Origin of the sequence: Leptospira idonii (assembly GCF_004770995.1) — a bacterium.
In the GTDB taxonomy this organism is placed as follows: domain Bacteria; phylum Spirochaetota; class Leptospiria; order Leptospirales; family Leptospiraceae; genus Leptospira_A; species Leptospira_A idonii.
Window position 1 is genome coordinate 141,951 of record NZ_RQHW01000047.1, and the last position, 21,659, is coordinate 163,609.

General features: G+C 40.2%; 24 protein-coding genes. 16 read left to right on the forward strand and 8 right to left on the reverse strand.

Annotated elements, in window-relative coordinates:
* Positions 1 to 56: 56 nt before the first annotated feature.
* On the reverse strand, positions 57 to 236 hold the full coding sequence (locus EHS15_RS12505) for a hypothetical protein (protein WP_135760913.1): 180 nt from the start codon (positions 234 to 236) through the stop codon (positions 57 to 59).
* Between the two features lie 106 nt (positions 237 to 342).
* Here EHS15_RS12505 and EHS15_RS12510 point away from each other — a divergent pair, with 106 nt between their 5' ends.
* Complete coding sequence (locus EHS15_RS12510; protein WP_135760914.1) at positions 343 to 777, forward strand: DUF1801 domain-containing protein; 435 nt, start codon at positions 343 to 345, stop codon at positions 775 to 777.
* 6 nt (positions 778 to 783) lie between these two features.
* Here the strand turns inward: EHS15_RS12510 and EHS15_RS12515 are convergent, their stop codons facing one another.
* The 6 genes from EHS15_RS12515 to EHS15_RS12540 all read right to left on the reverse strand — a co-directional run bounded on the left by EHS15_RS12515 (position 784) and on the right by EHS15_RS12540 (position 5,982).
* Positions 784 to 1,527 (reverse strand): type 1 glutamine amidotransferase domain-containing protein, encoded by a 744-nt coding sequence (locus EHS15_RS12515; RefSeq protein ID WP_135760915.1) that lies wholly within the window; start codon positions 1,525 to 1,527, stop codon positions 784 to 786.
* Between the two features lie 43 nt (positions 1,528 to 1,570).
* Positions 1,571 to 2,584 (reverse strand): LLM class flavin-dependent oxidoreductase, encoded by a 1,014-nt coding sequence (locus EHS15_RS12520; RefSeq protein ID WP_135760916.1) that lies wholly within the window; start codon positions 2,582 to 2,584, stop codon positions 1,571 to 1,573.
* Positions 2,585 to 2,592: 8 nt separating this feature from the next.
* Positions 2,593 to 3,645 (reverse strand): alkene reductase, encoded by a 1,053-nt coding sequence (locus EHS15_RS12525; RefSeq protein WP_135760917.1) that lies wholly within the window; start codon positions 3,643 to 3,645, stop codon positions 2,593 to 2,595.
* Positions 3,642 to 3,968 (reverse strand): ArsR/SmtB family transcription factor, encoded by a 327-nt coding sequence (locus EHS15_RS12530; protein WP_135760918.1) that lies wholly within the window; start codon positions 3,966 to 3,968, stop codon positions 3,642 to 3,644. The genes EHS15_RS12525 and EHS15_RS12530 overlap by 4 nt, the downstream gene beginning before the upstream one ends.
* A gap of 20 nt (positions 3,969 to 3,988) precedes the next feature.
* The gene (locus EHS15_RS12535; RefSeq protein WP_135760919.1) at positions 3,989 to 4,618 is read right to left on the reverse strand and encodes a nitroreductase family protein; all 630 of its coding nucleotides are present in this window, start codon (positions 4,616 to 4,618) and stop codon (positions 3,989 to 3,991) included.
* A 242-nt stretch (positions 4,619 to 4,860) separates the two neighbouring features.
* Positions 4,861 to 5,982, reverse strand: a complete 1,122-nt coding sequence (locus EHS15_RS12540; protein ID WP_135760920.1) for a 1-acyl-sn-glycerol-3-phosphate acyltransferase — start codon at positions 5,980 to 5,982, stop codon at positions 4,861 to 4,863.
* A gap of 179 nt (positions 5,983 to 6,161) precedes the next feature.
* On the opposite strand from EHS15_RS12540, the gene EHS15_RS12545 reads away from it, so the two are divergent.
* Together EHS15_RS12545 and EHS15_RS12550 are read left to right on the forward strand one after the other, a co-directional pair.
* Positions 6,162 to 7,724 carry a methyl-accepting chemotaxis protein gene (locus EHS15_RS12545; RefSeq protein ID WP_135760921.1) on the forward strand — a complete coding sequence of 521 codons (1,563 nt, stop codon included), beginning with the start codon at positions 6,162 to 6,164 and terminating at the stop codon, positions 7,722 to 7,724.
* Between the two features lie 57 nt (positions 7,725 to 7,781).
* Positions 7,782 to 8,447 (forward strand): hypothetical protein, encoded by a 666-nt coding sequence (locus tag EHS15_RS12550; RefSeq protein WP_135760922.1) that lies wholly within the window; start codon positions 7,782 to 7,784, stop codon positions 8,445 to 8,447.
* A 19-nt stretch (positions 8,448 to 8,466) separates the two neighbouring features.
* On the opposite strand, the gene purU is transcribed toward EHS15_RS12550, so the two are convergent.
* The gene (gene purU / locus EHS15_RS12555; RefSeq protein WP_135760923.1) at positions 8,467 to 9,318 is read right to left on the reverse strand and encodes a formyltetrahydrofolate deformylase; all 852 of its coding nucleotides are present in this window, start codon (positions 9,316 to 9,318) and stop codon (positions 8,467 to 8,469) included.
* 168 nt (positions 9,319 to 9,486) lie between these two features.
* Here purU and rfbA point away from each other — a divergent pair, with 168 nt between their 5' ends.
* The 13 genes from rfbA to EHS15_RS12620 all read left to right on the forward strand — a co-directional run bounded on the left by rfbA (position 9,487) and on the right by EHS15_RS12620 (position 21,651).
* Positions 9,487 to 10,401, forward strand: coding sequence for a glucose-1-phosphate thymidylyltransferase RfbA (rfbA, locus tag EHS15_RS12560; protein WP_342775528.1), 915 nt, complete (start codon positions 9,487 to 9,489; stop codon positions 10,399 to 10,401).
* Positions 10,398 to 10,964, forward strand: coding sequence for a dTDP-4-dehydrorhamnose 3,5-epimerase (gene rfbC, locus EHS15_RS12565; protein WP_135760925.1), 567 nt, complete (start codon positions 10,398 to 10,400; stop codon positions 10,962 to 10,964). Before rfbA ends, rfbC begins: the two co-directional genes overlap by 4 nt.
* The gene (rfbD, locus tag EHS15_RS12570) at positions 10,957 to 11,826 is read left to right on the forward strand and encodes a dTDP-4-dehydrorhamnose reductase (protein WP_135760926.1); all 870 of its coding nucleotides are present in this window, start codon (positions 10,957 to 10,959) and stop codon (positions 11,824 to 11,826) included. Before rfbC ends, rfbD begins: the two co-directional genes overlap by 8 nt.
* Before the next feature lie 13 nt (positions 11,827 to 11,839).
* The gene (locus EHS15_RS12575) at positions 11,840 to 12,850 is read left to right on the forward strand and encodes a glycosyltransferase family 2 protein (RefSeq protein WP_135760927.1); all 1,011 of its coding nucleotides are present in this window, start codon (positions 11,840 to 11,842) and stop codon (positions 12,848 to 12,850) included.
* A gap of 42 nt (positions 12,851 to 12,892) precedes the next feature.
* Entirely contained in the window at positions 12,893 to 13,909 is a 1,017-nt protein-coding gene (rfbB, locus tag EHS15_RS12580; RefSeq protein ID WP_135760928.1) for a dTDP-glucose 4,6-dehydratase, read from the forward strand.
* A gap of 233 nt (positions 13,910 to 14,142) precedes the next feature.
* On the forward strand, positions 14,143 to 14,469 hold the full coding sequence (locus tag EHS15_RS12585; RefSeq protein WP_135760929.1) for a MarR family EPS-associated transcriptional regulator: 327 nt from the start codon (positions 14,143 to 14,145) through the stop codon (positions 14,467 to 14,469).
* On the forward strand, positions 14,469 to 15,428 hold the full coding sequence (locus EHS15_RS12590; RefSeq protein WP_135760930.1) for a GDP-L-fucose synthase family protein: 960 nt from the start codon (positions 14,469 to 14,471) through the stop codon (positions 15,426 to 15,428). The genes EHS15_RS12585 and EHS15_RS12590 overlap by 1 nt, the downstream gene beginning before the upstream one ends.
* Before the next feature lie 56 nt (positions 15,429 to 15,484).
* Positions 15,485 to 16,570, forward strand: a complete 1,086-nt coding sequence (locus EHS15_RS12595) for an iron-containing alcohol dehydrogenase family protein (protein WP_135760931.1) — start codon at positions 15,485 to 15,487, stop codon at positions 16,568 to 16,570.
* 5 nt (positions 16,571 to 16,575) lie between these two features.
* Entirely contained in the window at positions 16,576 to 17,235 is a 660-nt protein-coding gene (locus tag EHS15_RS12600; protein ID WP_135760932.1) for a glycosyltransferase family 2 protein, read from the forward strand.
* A 13-nt stretch (positions 17,236 to 17,248) separates the two neighbouring features.
* Positions 17,249 to 18,316 carry an N-acetylneuraminate synthase family protein gene (locus tag EHS15_RS12605; protein WP_135760933.1) on the forward strand — a complete coding sequence of 356 codons (1,068 nt, stop codon included), beginning with the start codon at positions 17,249 to 17,251 and terminating at the stop codon, positions 18,314 to 18,316.
* A gap of 6 nt (positions 18,317 to 18,322) precedes the next feature.
* Positions 18,323 to 19,015 carry a cytidylyltransferase domain-containing protein gene (locus tag EHS15_RS12610; RefSeq protein WP_281277632.1) on the forward strand — a complete coding sequence of 231 codons (693 nt, stop codon included), beginning with the start codon at positions 18,323 to 18,325 and terminating at the stop codon, positions 19,013 to 19,015.
* A 15-nt stretch (positions 19,016 to 19,030) separates the two neighbouring features.
* A complete protein-coding gene (locus tag EHS15_RS12615) occupies positions 19,031 to 19,663 on the forward strand; it encodes a class I SAM-dependent methyltransferase (RefSeq protein ID WP_135760935.1) in 633 nt (210 codons plus the stop codon).
* 188 nt (positions 19,664 to 19,851) lie between these two features.
* Positions 19,852 to 21,651, forward strand: a complete 1,800-nt coding sequence (locus EHS15_RS12620) for a carbamoyltransferase C-terminal domain-containing protein (protein WP_135760936.1) — start codon at positions 19,852 to 19,854, stop codon at positions 21,649 to 21,651.
* The last annotated feature ends 8 nt before the right edge of the window (positions 21,652 to 21,659 follow it).

Here is a 21,659-nt window from a genome sequence, read left to right on the forward strand (position 1 = left end):
TTTCAAAGAATAGGTGGATCTAGTGTTCGGCGAGGTTTGTCCCCGCCTGGCAGGTTTTATTTGCAGGTAGCAATGCTTCCGTCTTTGTTGTATTTTACGCTGGCGCCCGAAGTGAATTGGATGTATTTGACTCCGTCGATGCATATCTCATCGGAACCGAAATATTTGGCGCACCCTCTGGAGATAGATCCGCATCCTATGAGGAATAAGGAAGAGAATAGAAGTAATTTTTTCATGGAAAGTTTCCTCCTGTTTCGAAAATGCAAATGTAATTCCGCAAGGATTTAACTGCTACAGTTTTTTTCGCTTTATTTTCATTGAAGTAATGTTAGTTTATATCTTATGAAAAAGAAATCTTCCGGAAAAACCGCCCGAAAAATCCGATTTGGATCGGAATCTGTAGCGGAAGTGTTTGCTGAATACCCCGATTTGATCCGGGAAAAATTATTGGATTTGAGAGATCTGATTTTGGAAACAGCGGAAGAAACGGGAGTGGGTCGGATTGAAGAGACTTTGAAATGGGGGGAACCTAGTTACCTCACCCAGGAAACTAAATTGGGAAGCACTGTACGAATCCATCATAAACCTGTTATGGGAGAAGAATACGCAATGTACTTTATTTGCCAGACGGATCTTGTTTCCCGGTTTCGAAGCAAATATCCCAAAGTCTTTCGTTTCGGAGGGAACCGAAGCATTCATTTTACGATCGGCGAAAAAGTTCCTGTGAAGGAATTAAAAGATTGTATCGCTATGGCTTTAACTTATCACAAAACATAGATTCATTTATCCCAGCATGGACCGGAAGGTTTCCGCAAATTGATAGGCGTCTCCCGGCCATCTTGCGGAAAGATAATTTCCATCTTTCACTGTGAATCCTACCTTTATGTCTTCCTTACTGTCTCTTGCGGACAAACTGCCCCCTGTTTTGAATTGGTTCTTATCTTTTAGGAAGCTCATCACTTCGTCTTGGACGGTGATCGAATAGGTTCTGTAATATTCACCTAACCAAAGTCTTGTTGAGTAATAGGCGATTTGTTCCTGAACTTTGAGAAGAGAGGTAGTGTTTTTTTCGTAAAGAACGGATCTATTCGTTTTGGGATCGATACTTCTTGCCGCAAGCAAAACTCCGTGGCAAATCGCAGCCACGGGTTTATTGGATGCAAAAAAACTTACGACAGAGTTCTGTAATTTTTCCGACTCCAAGTATGGTCTCATTCCTTGAGCATGACCGCCGGGAAGGAGCAACGCCTGATAGTCTTGTTCTTTGATTTCGGAATAGGGAATGGGATTGGAAAATACGGAGGAGGATTCCATTTCCGAATAAGCGTCAATCGCATCTTGTCTTGCCATAAAGCTGTTTTTAAAAACGCCTAAACCTCTTCCTGTCAACATACGGTCGTCTGCGGATGCTTTTTTTCCGTCTGGAGTGGCGAATTGGAAGCGGAAACCTTCCTTGGAAAGAAGTTTCCAAGGCAAAGCCGCTTCGCTGGGATCAAAATCTGTATGGGGCAATGGAATCAGAATCATAAATCTTCCGGTTTATTCTCGAACCTTTAGAAGTTTATCCCATTCAGACCCGAATACAATCTTCTTTTTTTGCCTCCATCAGAATTTCATACGATTTCAAACGTTTTTCAAAGTCGTACACCATCGTATTGATGATAAGTTCATCCGCACCAGTTCTTTGAATCAAATCGTTTAATTGTTGTTTAACTGTGTTTTTGTCTCCTATGATTGCGGAAGACAGTCTTTGTTCTATAAATGCCTTTTCCTGAACGTTGCATTTTTCCAAATAATTTTTGACAGGAGGTTCCATCGGTTTTGGGTTTCCTTTGATCAGACTTAAAAAACTCAGAATCTGAGAGCTGATGAGAATCTCCGCTTCTTCGTTCGTATCTGCGCACAAAACGTTCGCTCCCATCATCATATAAGGTTTTTCCAAATGTTCCGAAGGTTGGAAAACCCGTCTATAGAGTGTTACCGCATACATCATTTGTTCCGGTGCGAAATGTCCTGCAAAACTGAACGGTAGCCCTAATCTTCCTGCAAGCTCCGCACTGTAGCCGCTGGAACCCAAAAGCCAGATAGGGATTTCTCTTCCCATGGCAGGAATCGCTTTTACCTTTTGCCCAGGATAGGGTTCCGCTAAAAAGTATCTTAATTCTTCCAAAAGATCGGAGAATTCGACTCCTCCCGAAATTTGATCTCTTCGTAACGCTTGTGTGGTGGTTTGATCCGTTCCTGGAGCTCTTCCTAAACCCAAATCGATTCGCCCTGGATACAATGCATCTAGGGTTCCGAATTGTTCTGCGATGACAATAGGCGCATGGTTCGGAAGCATGATCCCTCCGGAACCCACTCGTATGCGGGAAGTCCCTCCCGCAATATGGCCTATGATGACGGAGGTTGCCGCACTGGCAATCCCCGGCATATTGTGATGTTCCGCCAGCCAAAAGCGGTTATAGCCTAATTCTTCTGATTTTTTAGCAAGTGTTAGGCTATTATGCAGTGCGACGGAAGTATCGGATCCGCTTACGATAGGAGAAAGATCCAGAACAGAAAGCGGGATTTCCGAAAGATTCATTTTTCCTCCTAAGAAACGAAAGGATAGTCCGTGTATCCTTCTTTTCCTGAAACGTAAAATGTGGAAGGATTCGGCTCGTTTAAACTTAGACCTTCCTTAAAACGTTTCACCAGATCTGGATTTGCGATAAAAGTTTTTCCGAAAGCGACCGCATCCGTTCTATTTTCTTTTATAGCGTTTTCTGCGGATTCTTTCGTGAATTGTTCGTTAGAAATGTAAACTCCTCCGAATATCTCTTTGAGTTTTGGACCAAGGGAGTCTTTGCCTTCGTATTCTCTGGCGCATAAAAAAGCGATTTTTCTCTTTTTCATTTCTTCTGCCACATAACTGAATAAAGCTGTAGGATTGGAATCTCCTCCCGCTTGCCCATCGCATCTGGGAGCGATATGAAGTCCGACTCTTCCCGGACCCCATACGGAAATCACTGCATCCGTAACCTCCAAAAGGAACCTGGCTCTGTTTTCTATGGAGCCACCGTATTCGTCGGTTCTGATATTGCTTCCATCCTGAAGAAACTGGTCGATTAGATAGCCGTTCGCACCGTGAATTTCCACTCCGTCGAAACCAGCTAACTTAGCATTTGCGGCACCTTTTCTATAGGATTCCACTGTTTCTTTGATTTCTTTAATTTCAAGAGCTCTGGGAGTTTCATAACCTTTTTTAGGACCGAGAAGATTGACATGGCCTTTTTGAGCAATGGCGCTTGCAGAAACGGGAAGTTCTCCGTTCAAATAGTACGGATCGGAAATACGTCCTACATGCCAAAGCTGTAGAAAGATTTTTCCTCCTTGTTTATGAACAGATTCTGTGACTTTTTTCCAACCTTCTACTTGCTCCTCTGACCAGATTCCTGGGGTATTCGGATAACCGACTCCCATAGGGGTGACTGCCGTCGCTTCACTAAGGATGAGTCCCGCAGTGGCTCTTTGGGTATAATACTCTACCATTAGATCGTTGGGGATTCTTTCGTTTACCGCTCTGCAGCGTGTGAGAGGGGACATGATGATTCGGTTGGATAACGTGACATCGCCGATCGTAAGGGGTGTAAATAATGAATTCATTGTTCTTTAACGTTTGTTGGGTGGTGAAACTGATACACCTTTTTTAATAGGTCAGGGAATTTGGATTCAATTTCCTCTTTGCGGATGAAATTGATGACCTCTACTCCTTTTTTCTCCGAGCGGACTAGTCCTGTTTCTCTAAGCACCTTATAGTGGAAGGACAAAGTGGACGGTGCCAACCCTTCGAACGTTTTGTTACAGCTTTTTCCTTCGCAGCCTACCAAGTTAAATACGATTTGGCGGCGGATCGGGTCGGAAAGTGCATGGAGCAATCCGTCCAAAGTGATTTCTTCCAATCTTGGGTGGTGAAACGGTCTAGTCATAGAACTATAATTTTTCGATCTTAAATGTTCACAAATAGTTCTTCTTTCGGTCTTCTCACTTTTTTTGCTTTTACGAGAGGATCGGAGGCTTCGTCTCTGTAGCCTAATGTAAGAAGTACGACTGATTTTTGGTTTTTTTCCTTCAAGCCTAAAACTTCATCCAGGCTGTCGGATTGAAATCCTTCCATCGGGGTTGCATCGATTTCTTCCAAAGCCGCTGCTGCGATTGCGGTGCCAAGTGCGATATACGCTTGTTTGGCTGTCCATACTAAAAGTTGTTCTTGGGTTCTGGATGTCACTACTCCGGAAATCGATTTTTGAAAATCAGCAAGTGAGGATGTAGGAATTTGTCTTTCGTCCGCAATCAGTTGGATGTATTTTTCCACATCTTCTTGGTTGGGATGAGTCCATGCTGCAAATACGATTAAGTGGGATCCTTCCAGGATTTGAGGCTGCTTACAGGATGTTTCATAGATTTTGCGGCGAACCTCTTCGTTTTCAATGACATAAACAGTATAGGGTTGAAAGCCCATTGAGGATGGAGAGAGGCGGATGGCTTCCAAGACTCTGTCGATTTTCTCTTTCTGAACTTTTTCTCCGTTCATTCGTTTGGCGGCATAACGCCAATTCAATTGTTTGATGAGTTCCATTTTGATCTCCCTGATTATTTCATTATTTCAATAATATTGAAATAATCCATGGTTTTCAAATCCTGGGAAGATCGGATTTTGTCAACTGGAAAAATAGGTGGCGGCGTGGTAGATACCACAAAGACCGGAAAAACAGGATTTTGGAGATATTTTGTGGTGTTTGTTGCTATACTGGCTGGCGCGGGGCTGTAGGAGGTACTACATTTCCTCCTACGACTCTACTTTTACGAAAAACTCACCACCTAAGTGGTAGGTACCACACCGGATGCTTCCGGAAGAGAATCCCAAATTCCATCCAAAGAAGCCAAATGGTGAGTCAGTTGGTTTTTATGGTACAGAACAATATTCGATTTTTTTAAATTATTTAGAGTTTTGGGAATCGTAACCAAAGGTTCAAGAATTTGAATTTCACCTTCTTTCCAATCGATGTATTTTCCCGATTTCAATTTAGTAAGGAGTGTGGAAAGAGAGCCGGAATTCAGTCCTTTTTTTAGTTCACTGGCGATTAGAATTTCAGGATATTTTTTCTGCACCTTTTCTTTCACTGATTCGATCACGGAAAAAAGTTTTTCTTGAGTGATCTTTGTATGATGCCCCAGTTTCAAAAGAATAAAGGATGTTAGGTTGCCTAGAGTCAGAACATAACTTTTACCGAATTTTTCCTTGATCGCTTTCGTGACGGAATCTACATCCTGTTCTTGCGTCAAACGAAACGGAGAACCATAACTGATATGGAGTTTTAGTTTGGGATAAGTTAAATGATCGTAGGTGAATGTGAACGAATTAAATTGAATGTCCGTAATTTTGGTTTTTAAATAATAAGCGCCCTTTTTGATTTGATTGAGAAATCCATCCTGATTGTAGGTGCCCTCGGGAAACATAAAAAGGTTTCTTCCCGAATTGATGTTTACCACCAGATCATTCCATTCCGCATCCACAGTTTCCCTAAGTTCTCCTTTTTTCAAAAGTTCTCTGGAATTGTCACGAAACGGTCGTTTGATGGGTACGCAGCCGATATAACCCAAAAGCAAAGGAATAATACTGGATTTATCAATGAGTGTAAAAATCAATTTCAAAAGCCCCTTGGCTCGAAACTCCTTTTGGAGAAAATCTTTCTTAAGGATATCCTCCCTTGCCGGAATGATCATTTTGATTTTGGGATTCAACCTAGGGTAAACGATAGAAAGTGCGATTATGTCCGCTTCGGAGACATGGTTGGCGAGGAGTGCGGAAGGATAAGGAGAATCGAAATCCTTTCTGTTCTCTTGGAAATGTTCCTCTATGGAGTGAAAAGCCAAACCCTTGGTAAAGGAAACAAGTTTAATGAGGAAATCGTAGGTTAAAGTGCGTTTTTTGGGTTTCATATTAGTAGTGATTACTTGCATTCTAACTTGGAATCGCCCAGGTCAATTTGAATTTTCTCTAATATGAACTTGTAAAAAAATTATACTTGCATAAGTGGATTCTAAAAAAGGAATCTTAAATCAGAAAACGAACCTGTCCGTTTGAAAAAACTTAAGCCCTGGGGAGACCTGCTTTCTGTATGTCCGATAACAACGCCCAATTCCGCGAGAAAGGAACTCTTCTTGCCAATAAAGTCCGAATTGCATTTTCCACCGTGATGGTATCTATCAATATCTTCGCATTATTGACCATCCCCGCTTCGGACACAATGTGGGTTAGTATTTTAAATACCTTCTTAGAGGCATCCGTTTTAGGTTACGGAATCTATTTGGTGTATCTTTCCAGACAAGGAAGATATTCGCATTGGCTTGCTCTTGGAATGATCATCTTGGACATGATCATTTACTCCTCCGTATTTCTTCTGATCGAAGTGACCTCTCCTTCTATTGAACAAAAAATCGCCATGGCCAATCTTCCTTTTTTCATGATGGCGATGATTTTTATCGTGATGTATTCCGGATTTATGCTGTCCCATCGACTTACGTTAGTTGTCGGATATATGGGAGTTTTCTTTCTTGCGATGATGGCTTTCGTGCCAGTGTTATCCGGCGCAAGGATTCCTTTTATGGCGGAATCTCCTAAAGATATGTCCGCTCTCCTCGTGGGAGTCAACTTGATCGCATTTTGCATGGGAGTACATATCACAAGTTCTGTGGTTCGTTTTATGGCGGCAGCAACGGAAGCTGCTGCAAATTCCGCAGAAGACTCCGAAAAAAAATCGGAAGAAGCATTTAAGACGCAGCAAAGAATCCAAACGGAAGCTGACTCTCTCAATCGAAATGTTGCTTTGATGCAAGGTTCTATGGATTCTTTGAACTCTGAAATCCAAACGCAAGTATCTAGTGTGGAAGAGATCAGTGCCTCAGTGGAAGAACTTGCGGCATCCATGGACAATGCATCCAGTTTCGTAAAATCCCAATTCGGAAAAATCGGCGAGCTCAATCGGGAAAGTGAGATTTTGAACCGAATCCTTTCCGAGGTAAGAAGCGCCACTCTTTCCTTGGAACAAACGACTGAGATATCCAGAAAATACGGAACTGAAGTTTCCGGCGCGATGGATCTTTTGAGTTCTAATTTTATCGATATCAAAGAATCTTTCCAAAAGGTGGAAGATGTGAATCAAATCCTTCGGGAAATTGCGGATCGAACCAACTTACTTGCATTAAATGCTTCTATTGAGGCTGCGAGAGCAGGGGAACATGGAAGAGGGTTCGCCGTAGTCGCACAGGAAGTCGCTAAATTGGCGGACAGTGCGTCCGAAAACGCCTCCCTTATCTCCAAGATCATCTCCCAAGCAGGGAAACAAATTGCCAGCGGTAATTTGGCTGCGTCTGAGACTAAGGAAAAGATGGGCACTCAATACGAGAATTTTTCCATACTCGTAAGCAACTTAAACCAATTGAAAGATCGAGTTCAAAAACAAGGAACCATTCACGATACTTTTTTAGGATCGTTTCAGGAGTTATTTGATCTTTCCAAACAATTGGAAACCATCGCATCCGAACAGAAAACGGGAACGGAAGAAGTTTCCAGAGCATTGATTACTATCGAGCAGTCTGCTTCTAGTTTGGCGGGTAACTCTTCTAACCTCAGGGAAAATATAGACGAACTGGCAAAACAATCGGAACGATTGGTGAAATAATCTTTCTAGTTCATTTTTAGGCTTAAATCGAACCAACCCTAGGGAGGAATTCAAAATATGTTCACAGGACACTACGCACCTGCCATTTTTTTCAGAAGTATATTTCCCAAAGTAGGGTTGTTCCATCTGTTTTTTGCGGTTCAATTTTTGGACTATCTATACATGACGTTCCTTCTTCTGGGAATTGAAAAAATGAGAATCGTCCCGGGTTTTACGGAAATCAATCCTTACGACTTGTATTATATGCCCATTTCTCATAGTTTGGTGGGGGCATTTCTTTGGTCTGCGGTCGTTTTTCTCGTTTATCTTCTGTTCGTATTTCGAAAATGGAAAATCAAAGAAGCTATATTGCCGGCTTTCGTGGTAGGGCTTTGTGTATTTTCCCATTTTGCCCTGGATCTTCCCATGCATAAGAAAGATCTACCGCTATTCTTAGATGCCGGAATCAAACTTGGATTCGGAATCTGGGACTATAAATATATTTCTTTAGCTTTGGAAAACGGACTTATTTTACTTACTATCGTTTTGTATGCGAAGAAGCTGAAAGAGGATAGCAAAAAGAAGATTTATATTTTAGGAATCGTTCTAGTGCTCATGAATTTGATTCCTCTTGTGATGCCTTTGCCTGGACATTATGCGGAAGTAGGAGTTCAGGCATTGATCGCTTATATTGCCTTCAATGTGTATGCTTATTATCTGGATAGAAAGATTGAATATGTTTAACGAAGATCGTCGTTTTCCTTTAGCGGAAAACGACTGTTTTGTTTTTCCAAACGATCACTTTATTCTCTAATACGTAACGAAGTGCTCTAGCTAAAACGATTTTTTCAATGTCTCTTCCGTTTAACATTAGTTTTTCTTTTGTGAAACTGTGATCTACCGCCACCACATCTTGTGCCAGGATCGGCCCTTCGTCCAGGGACTCCGTAACGAAATGGGCGGTGGCTCCGATTAATTTTACACCTCTGTCATACGCTTGTTTGTAAGGGTTGGCTCCTATGAATGCGGGGAGAAAGGAGTGGTGGATGTTGATAATTTTTTCAGGGAAATGAGAGACGAATTCCTGGGAAAGAATTCTCATATATTTTGCTAAGACGATGTAGTCGAATGAGTGCTTTTCGAGGATGGATAAGATTTGTTTTTCATGTTCTTCTCTGGAAATATTCTCATGACCCACGTAATGAAAAGGAATGTGAAAATCTTTCACTAAAGATTCCAACTCTCTGTGATTGGAAAGAACGAAAGGTATTTCAATATCCAGTTCTTTGAATCTGTATCTGAGAAGTATATCTCCCAAACAATGACTTTCTTTCGTCGCAAAAAGAATCACCTTCGGTTTTTTTTCCTTGTGGATTTGAATCCAAGAGTCGGCGGGAAGAACTTTTTTTAACTCCCGAACTAACTCTTCATTGGCGATGTTGCCGAAAAATTCGGTTCTCATAAAAAATATGGAATCGATCGGCTCCACAAATTCGTGATTGGAAACGATATTACAATTTTTTTCCAAAAGAAGCCCCGTGATAGAATGGATCAAACCTGTATGGTCGGAGCATCGTATAAGTAATATTTGGCGAGATTGGTTTGTTTCGGACACAGTGTAGAAAATTCACAGCCTCAGTGTCTGTCAAAAAGAAATATATTCCGAGAGGAAACTCTTCTTACTAGGTTCAGTATTTGAACGCTTTGCTTGACGAATCCCCCTTTCTCAGGCATTTTGAAATCCACCGGGGGAAACTCCGGTTTTTCCAAAATAAGGAACCGTATTTATCGAATGAAAGGCATTATTCTGGCGGGGGGATCCGGGACCCGTCTTTATCCCATCACAAGAGGAGTGGTCAAACAACTTCTCCCTGTTTATGACAAGCCGATGATCTATTACCCTATGTCGGTTTTGATGCTTGCGGGGATTCGTGAAATTTTGATCATTTCCACTCCGCAAGATACGGACAGGTTCAAAGATATTTTCGGTGACGGAAAAGACTTAGGACTCCGAATCGAATATAAAATCCAACCGTCCCCTGACGGTCTAGCTCAGGCGTTTATTTTAGGAGAAGAGTTTTTGGCGGGAGATGACGCCTGTCTTGTCTTAGGTGATAATATATTCTATGGTCATGGCTTTACCGAGTTACTTCGTAATTCGGTGAAAAAAGTGAAAGAAGAGAGAACCTCCGTAGTATTCGGATACTATGTGAACGATCCGGAAAGATACGGAGTGGTCGCTTTCGATGAAAATGGCAAAGCGCTTTCCATCGAAGAAAAACCTCAAGAGCCTAAGAGTAATTACGCAGTCGTCGGGTTGTATTTTTATACATCTGACGTAGTAGGGATCGCAAAAAACATACAGCCTTCCGCAAGAGGAGAGTTGGAGATCACCACCGTAAATCAATTGTATTTGGATCGAGGTAAATTGGATGTCACTTTGATGGGCAGAGGGTATGCTTGGCTGGACACAGGAACTCACGAAAGTTTGTTGGAAGCATCCAACTTCATCGAAGTGATTGAAAGAAGACAAGGTTTGAAGATCGCCTGTTTGGAAGAGATCGCTTTTGAGATGGGATACATTTCTAAGGAACAATTGTCCAAACTAGCAGAGCCGTTGAAAAAAAATCAATACGGCCAATACCTATTGAAACTAATAGAAAGAAAAAATTCGGCAACCAAAAAGAATAAAACGTGAAAATTGAAGAAACAAATCTACCGGGAGTATTCATCATCGAACCGAAAGTGATCGGTGACGAAAGAGGTTACTTCTTTGAAAGTTATAGAGATGATCTTTTCCAAGAAAAAATAGGAAAGATCAATTGGGTGCAAGACAACGAATCTCTCTCCACAAAGGGAGTGTTACGTGGCCTTCATTATCAATTGCCCCCTTTTGCCCAAACTAAATTGGTGCGTATCATTAAAGGGAGTGTTCTAGACGTAGCTGTCGATATCCGAAAAGGATCTCCTCATTTTGGAAAACATACCATTATCGAACTTTCCGAAACCAATAAACGACAGTTATTCATTCCTAGGGGATTCGCACACGGCTTCCTTGTTTTGAGCGATTCTGCGATCTTCGCCTATAAAGTGGATAATTATTATTCCAAAGAATGTGACAGAGCCATTCTTTGGAACGATTCGGATATCGGTGTAAATTGGGGAGTAAACCCTGGCGAGGTGCAGTTGTCTGAAAAAGACATCAATGCGAAAGCCTTTTCCGAGGCGGAAGTATTTTCCTTTCAGGATCTTTATGTCTAAGATTCTTGTAACAGGTTCCACCGGGCAGTTGGGAAACGAGTTGAAAGAAATTTCTTCGGTTCACTCTGAAAAAGACCGGTTCGTTTTTGTATCTAGGAACGATTTGAATCTGTTAGATGAGAAAAGTCTTTCTTCATTTTTGGACCGAAATGAAATTTCTTCCGTCATCAATGCTGCTGCATATACTGCGGTTGATTTGGCGGAAAAGGAAACGGAAGAAGCTAAGCGAATCAACGAAACATATCCTTCCCTTTTGTCTAGACTCACAAAAGAGAAAAAAATCAAACTCATTCATTTTTCCACCGACTTTGTGTTTGATGGAAAGTCTTCTTTGCCGTACAAAGAGAACGATTTTAAAAGTCCTATTTCCGTTTATGGGAAAACGAAGTCCGACGGTGAGGATCGCATTTTATCTAACGACTCAAATGCGATCATCGTCAGAACTTCCTGGGTTTATTCCAGGTTCGGTAAAAACTTCGTAAAAACCATTTTGAAGCTGGGATCGGAACGGGAAGAGTTAAAGGTGATTTTCGATCAAATAGGTTCTCCTACCTGGGCCAAAGACTTGGCACATCTTTCTCTTTTATTGATTTCAACCGATCTTTCGGGAATCTATCATTATTCGAATGAAGGAGTGGCAAGCTGGTATGATTTTGCGAAAGAAATTATTTCTTTTAGCGGCTCTTCTTGCAGAGTGCTTCCTATCGAAACGAAAGATTATCCTACTCCTGCGGCGAGACCTCATTATTCCGTAATGAATAAATCCAAAATTAAGGAAAGTTGTAAGATAGAGATCCCTCACTGGAAGGACAGTTTGTCCATGTGTATGAACGAAATTAAAAATTATACGGAAATTAAATAAGAGCAGGTTCCCCTTGGCTACATATTACTCTTTGAAAAAAAGAAAAAACCCGAATTTATTATCTTTGATCATCCCTTGTTATAACGAAGAAAAGGTGATTCCTTTCTTAAAAGAATCCATTCGGGAAATACTGCCTAAAATTCCCTCGAAAGTGGAATTGATTCTAGTGAATGATGGAAGTTCCGACCATACGGTAGAGGAGTTGATCCGTTGGGCGGATGAAGATAAAAGAATCAAAATCATTAATTTTGCAAGAAATTTCGGGCACCAAATCGCAGTTACTGCAGGGATGGATTATGCGAACGGAGATGCTATCGTCATTATGGACGCAGACTTGCAGGATCCTCCGGAAGTGATTTTGGAAATGTTATCCAAATACCGGGAAGGTTATGATGTGGTTTACGGACAAAGAGAAGAGAGAGCGGGGGAAACGTTTTTCAAAAAAGTTTCCGCCTGGGCTTTCTACCGCCTGATGAAAATTTTAGTGCATAAAGATCTTCCTTTGGATTCCGGAGATTTCCGTTTGATCTCTCGAAATTGTTTGGACTCTCTCAAAGAAATGAGAGAAAATCATCGATTTTTGAGAGGGATGGGGGCTTGGGTAGGTTACCCACAAACTCCTGTTATTTACAAGAGAGCTCCTCGCGCAGCGGGAGAAACAAAATACCCTCTTCGTAAAATGCTTCGGCTTGCCGTGAATGCCGCAGTCTCATTTTCTCCTCTACCTTTGCGTTTGAGTCTTTCCTTCGGAATTTTTATCGCAATCGTAGGTTTTATCGTAGGAATTACATCCGTTGTGAAAGCATGGATGCATTATTCAGGATTATATCCGGAACTCGTCTATAACCCCGGTTGGGCGACGATCGTCACCTTGCTTTGTATCATCGGAGGAGCTATTCTTATCGCTATAGGAATCTTAGGTGAATACATCGCACGTATTTTTGAAGAGGTAAAAGGCCGACCTTTGTATGTAGTCGAATCTAAAATTAATTTTGATTCCAAGGCGAAGAAAGGATCCAAGTGATCGTTTCTTTTTATCTATATCAATAAGGAAAGTATCGAATTTATGAAATCTATTTTAGTGACCGGAGGAGCGGGTTTTATCGGCTCCAATTTTTTACCTTATTTCCTGGAAAAGTATCCTGACTATAAACTCATCAATTTGGATTTATTAACCTATGCAGGTGATTTGAATCACCTAAAGGAGATAGAAAATCATCCTAGATATACTTTGATTCAGGGAGATATTAAAGATCAAACTTTGGTTCAAAATCTTTTTTCTGATCATGACATTCGAGGAGTCATTCATTTTGCAGCAGAGAGTCATGTGGATAATTCGATTGCAAATCCTGAAATTTTCCTTCAGACGAATGTGATAGGGACTTTCGTTTTGATTCATGCTGCATACAAACATTGGATGGAAAAACCTTTCGTATATAAGAAAGAATACGAAGGCTGTCGCTTTCATCATGTTTCTACGGACGAAGTTTACGGAACTTTGGGGGAAGAAGGATTATTCTCCGAAACCACTCCTTATTCTCCTAACTCTCCCTATAGCGCAAGTAAAGCGGGGAGTGATTTTGTTGTGAGGAGTTATCATCATACTTACGGTTTGGATACTGTAACTACGAATTGTTCTAATAACTATGGTCCTAAACAACATGCCGAAAAATTGATCCCTACCATCCTTCGTAAAAGTTTGGCAGGGGAAAACATTCCCATATACGGACAAGGAACGAACATTCGGGACTGGTTGTATGTGCTGGATCATGCGAAGGGGATCGATCTTGCCTATCATCAAGGGAAGTCAGGTGAAACCTATAACATAGGCGGACGGAATGAACGAAATAATAATTATATCGTAAATTGTATCTGCGAAATTTTGGATCGAAAAATTCCCAGAAAAGACGGAAAATCTTATAAATCTCTCATCAGTTACGTTGCGGACAGACCTGGTCATGACAAACGTTATGCGATTGATGCTTCCAAAATCGAAAACGATTTGGGCTGGAAAGCGGAAGAAAATTTCGAATCCGGCATTGAAAAAACGGTCGATTGGTATCTTTCCAAACAATCCAAATAAACTCTTTCCCGTTTAGGAAATTACTTTCCTAAACGGATCTCCTTCTTTTCCCTTGTACCCAAAATCTGCAGGATTATGTCGCTTCCTGGCTATGTTCAATTTATGAACAAAAGTCCTTGCTTATTTTTGTTCAGATCGTGAACATGGATGAAAATCGCCCATTTTTCTATAAAAATGGGACTTACGCGGCGAAGCTATGCCTAGAGTTTCGCCTTTTTCCCATCCGGATTCCCATGGCTGACGATCAAAGTTTAAAAATTCTACAGTTGCTTCAGGCAAATCCCCACCTTTCTCAAAGAGAGGCTTCCGATGCTTTGGGACTCAGTTTAGGCAAAACGAATTATATCATCAATGCCCTCATCGATAAAGGGCTTGTTAAAATCAATAACTTCAAGAATAACAAGAATAAGTCGGCCTATGTGTATCTATTGACTCCTCAAGGTATCGAAGAGAAGGCAAGGCTGACTCTTCAATTTTATGAAATAAAGAAAAGAGAATACGAAGCGCTGAAGCTCGAAGTGGAAAAGTTAAACGATCCTCAATTGAAGGCGAATATATAATGGAGATAAATGCAAAGATATACATCGCAGGTCATAAGGGACTTGTCGGTTCTGCGATAGAACGTGTCCTCAAAAAAGAAGGATTCCATAATATCATAGGTAGGTCTCATTCCGAATTGGATCTTACTGACCAAACGAAAGTGAATGACTTCTTTCGGAAGGAAAAACCTGAATACGTGTTTCTTGCTGCCGCTAAAGTAGGTGGAATTCATGCGAACAATACGTATCCTGCCGAGTTTATTTTCTCCAATCTACAAATTCAAAATAACATCATCGATGCTTGCCATAAGTTCCAGGCGAAAAAATTGGTTTTTTTGGGTTCCTCCTGTATATATCCTAAGTTTGCAAAACAGCCTATGGATGAAGGTCAGTTATTGGACGGTAAACTGGAACCGACAAATGAGCCTTATGCGGTTGCAAAAATCGCAGGTATCGTTATGTGCCAAAGTTATAACCGTCAATACGGCACGAATTATATTTCGGTTATGCCTACGAATCTTTACGGCCCGGGTGACAATTATCATCCCGAGAATTCCCATGTTCTCCCCGCGCTCATTCGCAGATTCGATGAGGCGAAAAAACAAAACTTACCTGAGGTAGTTGTTTGGGGAACAGGCAAACCTTTGCGAGAGTTTTTATATTCTGATGATATGGCTAGAGCCTGCGTTTTTCTTATGAAAAACTACGATGTGACCGGTGACCCGAAAGGGGGAGAGCACGTGAACGTAGGGAGCGGTATAGAAGTAAGTATTCGTGAACTTGCCGAGACGGTAAAGGAAGTCGTTGGTTACAAAGGTCTTCTCACTTTTGATTTGACTAAGCCGGACGGAACCCCTCGTAAGTTATTGGATGTTTCTAAACTTCATAAGATGGGATGGAAACACCAGGTAGAGTTGAAGCAGGGCATCGAACTTGCGTATGGCGATTTTTTTGCGAACTTCTCTCAGTCGAACAAATAGTCATTTTGTTTTAAAATTGAATCTTTAACGAAATATAAAAAAGGATTTTTTCATCAATGGTCGAAATTCCCAACTCGAAAAATGTTTTAAGGTATGCTTTTGGTAAAGGTGCTTTGCAGTCTTTGGAAAAAATCCTGAAGCCCAAAAGAGCGGAGAAAGGAGCAGGGGTTGTTTACTTTCTCGATATATATTTCCAGGATAAAAATTTAGCATCTTCTTTACCTGTTGAGAAAGGGGATCTGCTTTTTTATTATGATTCTACACACGAGCCTAAGACCGATTATATTGATGGATTGAGAGATCAAATTTTAGGGAGTATCGGAGAACCTTGTGCTATTGTCGGCCTGGGGGGCGGATGCACTTTGGATGTAGCGAAAGCGGTCTCCAATTTAATTCCTAATCAAGGTAAGTCGGAAGATTATCAGGGTTGGGATCTTTTGAGTAAACCTGGAATTTTTAAGGTAGGAATCCCAACGATCTCCGGAACCGGAGCAGAAGCATCCAGAACTTGTGTTTTGATGAATTTGAAAAAAAATCTGAAGTTGGGAATGAACAGTGAATTTACGATTTATGATCAATTGATTTTAGATCCGGATCTTACCGCTTCTGTGCCGAGAGATCAATACTTTTATACAGGAATGGATACTTACATTCACTGTATTGAGTCCTTGAATGGATCTTTTCGCCATCCGGTTGGAGATGCTTTTTCAAGAGAAGCATTGGAGTTATGCAGAGAGGTGTTTTTGTCCGACGATATGATGTCGGATCAAAACCGTCAAAAACTGATGGTCGCTTCTTATTTAGGCGGTTGTGCCATAGCAAATAGTTATGTGGGTGTAGTTCATCCTTTTTCTGCCGGCTTAAGTGTTGTTTTAGGAACGCATCATTGTGTTTCCAATTGTATCGTAATGAATCAAATGGAAGAATTTTATCCAAAAGAAACGAAAGAATTTCATTTTATGTTGGATAAGCAAAAGATCAATCTTCCCAAGGGAATATGTTCTACTTTGAATGAAGATGAGATGGAAAGATTATACCTTTCCACTGTGATTCATGAAAAACCACTTACTAACGCTCTTGGAAGCGATTTTAAGAATATATTAACAAGAGAAAAAACGAAACTCATCTTTTCTTCCTTTTAAAACTCATGAAGAAAAAACCGATCGTATCCGTCATTGTCGCTGCCTTTAACCAAGAGAAGTATATAGGTAGATGTATCCGTTCTCTTCTGAATCAAAACTTTCCCAGAGAGGACTACGAAATTATCGTAGTAAATGACGGAAGCACAGACAAGACCAAATATGCCTTGGAAGTTTTTGGCGAAGAAGTTCGTGTTATAGAAAATGATGTGAATAAAGGCCTTCCTTTTTCCTTAAATATAGGGATTCGATCTGCAGTCGGTCAATTTATCGTAAGGGTAGATGCTGACGATTATGTAAACTCTGATTATGTGGGGATACTTCATAAATTTTTATCCTATAATCCTCATTTTGATGCGGTCGCTTGTGATTATTATTTAGTAGATGATCATGAAGAGTTTTTAACAAGAAAGAACTGTATGACAGATCCGATCGGTTGCGGGCTTATGTTCCGTATCGAGCAATTGATCGATATAGGTCTTTATGATGATGAATTTCTGTCTCATGAGGATAAGGATTTAAGAATTCGATTTGAGAAAAAACATTCCATTCATCGAGTGGAACTTCCTCTTTATCGCTATAGAAGACACGATTCCAATATGACCAATGACGTTCAATTGATGGACGAACGATTGGAAAATCTAAGAAAAAAACATCAAGATCAGTAATAAGGTGAGTATAATGCCAAACCCGATTCAATTAGGTAATAAATTAATCAATAAACATTTCGATCCTTATATTATTGCGGAGATCGGAGTGAATCATGAAGGATCTATCGATATCGCAAAGCGTTTGATAGATGAGGCTAAGGAAGGTGGCGCGGACGGGGCAAAGTTTCAGACATATAAAGCAGAAACTTTAGCTTCTAAAAACTCTCCATCCTACTGGGATAGAACGAAAGAACCCACCGCCAGCCAATATGAGTTATTTAAAAAGTACGATTCCTTCGGATGGAAGGAATATGATGATTTGGCGAAACATTGCCAATCGGTAGGGATCGATTTTCTTTCCACTCCTTTTGATTTGGAAGCTGTTGAGAATTTAGCCTCTAAAATGCCGTTCATTAAAATCGCCTCCGCCGACATTACCTCCGTTCCACTTCTCAGGAGTGTCGCCAAACATGGAAAACCTGTTATTCTTTCTACTGGAAGTTCCACCATTGCTGAAGTTGATTTTGCGATGAACGAACTGAAGGCATTTGGTGCGAAAGAAATTATACTATTACATTGTATTTTGAATTATCCTACAAAACCTGAAAATGCGAATTTGGGAATGATAGGAGATTTGAAACGTATTTTTCCTCATCATTGGATCGGTTATTCGGATCATACTCCTCCTGATCCGGAAATGAAATCATTGATAGCCGCAACCTTATTCGGATCGGTGGTTTTGGAAAAACATTTCACTCACGATAAATCTCTTCCTGGAAATGATCATTACCATGCTATGGATAAGGAAGATTTAAAAGTCTTTAAGAAAAAATTAAAAGACTATGAATCATTGATCGGCAGTGAAGTGAAAGCTCCATTGAAATCGGAAGATTTGAGCCGTAAAAATGCGAGAAGATCCATTGTGTTGTCTAGAGATCTTTCTAAAGGAACTCGAATTCAAGAGAAGGATATTACATTCAAAAGACCTGCGCACGGGATTAGCCCAATTCATTGGGATGAAATCATCGGAAGAGTTGTGAATCGCGATTTATCAGAAGACCATATTTTAAATTGGGAAGATTTGACTTCCTCGGTATAACGACAATTGTCAACAGTTGCAATCGTACAAGCAAGAATGGGTTCTACTCGTTTACCGGGCAAAATGTCCATGAAGCTTGGAAAATATACTATACTTGAATGGGTTTTAAGAAGGCTTAAATCCTCCAAACGTTTGGAAGATGTGATCCTTGCTACAACAGATTCCCCTAAGGATGATCTGCTTGAAAAATATGCCAATGAGTTGGGCGTTAAGGTTTTTCGCGGGTCGGAGTCAGATGTCTTAGGACGATTTGTCGCCGCTTGCGAGATTTCGAAAGCAAGTCATATCGTTCGTATTTGTGCCGATAATCCTTTTTTAGATGTTTCCGTAATAGATGGACTCATTTCCGATTTTGAAAAAGGTTCTTATGATTACGGGTTCAATCACATCCCTTGGGGAGAAAATAAGTTCATTGACGGGGTCGGCGCTGAAATTTTCACAAAAGACTTGTTATCTCAAATGGGTAAAAATGCTAAGCTGCCAGATGAACGAGAACATGTGACTCGTTTCATTTGGAATAATTGGAAACAATTTCGCATTTTATCTCCCACTGCAGAAGCGAAGTTTCGATTCCCCTCGCTCTCTCTTGATATTGATACTTTGGACGATTATGAATTGTTTAATTCACATCTTTCTAACTATCAAGGCAATCCGGAAAATTATAGTGTTACGACCTTGATTTCGAAATTGATAGCTTAGGCAAGGAGATTGCATATGGAAGAGAAAGTAGATTACCATGACTATGTGATAAAAGATGGAAAGTTTATTGGACAATTTGAGGAAATGTATTCTGCTTGTGATGACCCTTGGAATCAGTCAAGGCATGAAAGTGTCCTTGGGAATGCTTCTAAACTGGTTTCAGCATCTTGTATGCTGAAACTTGGTATTAATGAGGTTGTAGAGTTTGGTTGTGGGTTGGGCTTTTATACTTCTTTCCTTCGCAATTTTACCGGAGCAACTAATATTGCTGGAGTTGATATTTCTGAAACTGCAATCCGGAGAGCGAAAGACAATTTCCCAAATATAGATTTTTTTTGCGACGATATAGATTCTTTAGGAAAATATTCCATGTACAAGAATGTCATGTTTTCTGAGTTAACGTGGTACATACTGGAAGATCGTAAATTAACAAATGCCTTTGAAAATATTGCAAAATATTTTAAAGGTGGTTACTTTATTCATAATTTGAATTTTTATGAAAGTGGCCAAAAATACGGTGTAGATTTTTTTACCAATCTTCAAGAATTTATTAAATTCTGTCCTTTTTCTCTTGTTTCGCATTCGGAAGTTAAATATTCGGGCAATAATAACATTGAAACAAGCTGTATATTTAAAATAGCTGATTGATAAATATTTCTTTCTGAATTATTTTTTAGTCACGCTTGGGTTCGCTATTATATCGTTGTTTATGTGCAAATTTTTGCAAAATATATATGATCTGTTTTTGTTAAATTAAATAGTGATTAAGTCACAGACTTAATCACATCATTATTGGCCGCATAATAAATATTAAATTGAATGATTGGAAGTATTAAATGAAGATTCTTGGGTTATCTTTAGGTGAATTGAGTACTGCTGCACTGATGATTGACGGCAATGTAATTGCCTGTGTGAGTGAAGAGAGATTTACTCGAAAGAAGAACGACGAAGTTCTTCCCGAGAAAGCGATTCGTTTTGTTTTGGAAACAGGAGGAATCAGCGGAGCGGATTTGGATAGAATCGTAATCGCAGGAACCGAACTGAATATCTCCACTCATATTATGAGAACCTATAGTTCTTGGAAGATTTCTGATTACATACGTTCGATGAACGATTATTGGTATCCGAAACTTTATCAAAAGAAAGAAGTCGATTTTTATAAATTATTTAAAGATAAGATCGACTTAAATCAAGCACCCGGTCCGGATCGTTGGAAAAAATTATTAAAAAACATCAAAGGTTATTATTCATCCAAAGATTGGCCACATTATAAGTCATTTTTGCATGATTATCTACATACTTTGATAGGAACCAAGAATGTTCCTATCGTTCATATGGACCATCATACATGCCATGCTGCTTACGCTTACTGGGGATCGTTAAGTAGAGGGGAAGATGTTCTAACGATGACTGCGGATGCTTTTGGAGATGGATTGTCTTCTACCATTTCGGTAACTAAAAAGGACGGCGGTCTGAAGCGGGTTCATCAAATCGATGCAAACGAATTTACCATTGCTCGTTTGTATAGATATGTAACTTTAATTTTAGGAATGAAGCCGAACGAACATGAGTATAAGGTAATGGGGCTTGCTCCTTATGCTAAGGAAGAAATTCTTAAGAAAGCTTACGAAGTGTTTTCTTCTACAATGCAAGTGAAAGGTCTTTCTATGGTTTATAATAATAAACCTAAAGACTATTATTTTTGGTTTAAAGAAAGGTTAGATGGCTGTCGTTTCGATGGAATTGCGGGAGGATTGCAAAAATATACCGAAGATATTATGCTTAAGTATATTTCTAACGCACTTAAATCTAAAAAGAAGTCAAAACTTGCTTATTCTGGAGGAGTCTCCATGAATATAAAAACCAATATGCTTCTTCACGAACAAGCGCAACTTACTGAACTATATGTTCCCGGATCAGGTGGAGATGAATCTCTCGCAATTGGCGCATGTTATGCATATATGGATTCCGAAGTAGGCAGCAGAAGCATGGCGCCTTTGGCTAATTTATATTTGGGTCCCGATATGGACCTTGCTGAGGAAAAATATGTGATGGAAGCCGCAAGAAAGGAATATTTCGTTAAGGAATATAGCCCAAGTTTGGCGGCTGGTATGTTAGCGAAAGGTTTTGCTTTCGGAAGGTCGGTCGGAAGAGGTGAATTTGGAGCAAGGTCTTTGGGAAATAGGGCAATTCTTGCTGATCCTAGAAATTTCGATACGATTGCGGTCATTAACGAAAAAATTAAAAATCGTGATTTCTGGATGCCTTTTGCTCCATCTGTTTTAAGAGAAGATTTGAATCATTACGCAGTGAATCCGAAAGACATCGATTCTCCTTTTATGTCGATAGGTTTCAAAACTACTCAGAAAGGAAAGGAGGCTTTGCGCGCAGCAACTCATCCATCCGATGCGACCATTCGTCCGAATACTGTTACGGAAAAATCGAATAAAGAATATTACCGATTGATACAAGAGTTCAAAAAAATTACCGGAGTCGGCGGACTCTTAAACACTTCTTTTAATTTGCATGGTGAGCCTATTGTCAACGGTTCCAAAGACGCATACAGAGTGTTTCAGAAGAGTGGATTGGATGCGATCATCCTTCCTAATTGGATTATCTCCAAAAAAGAATTTTAGTTTTCTAA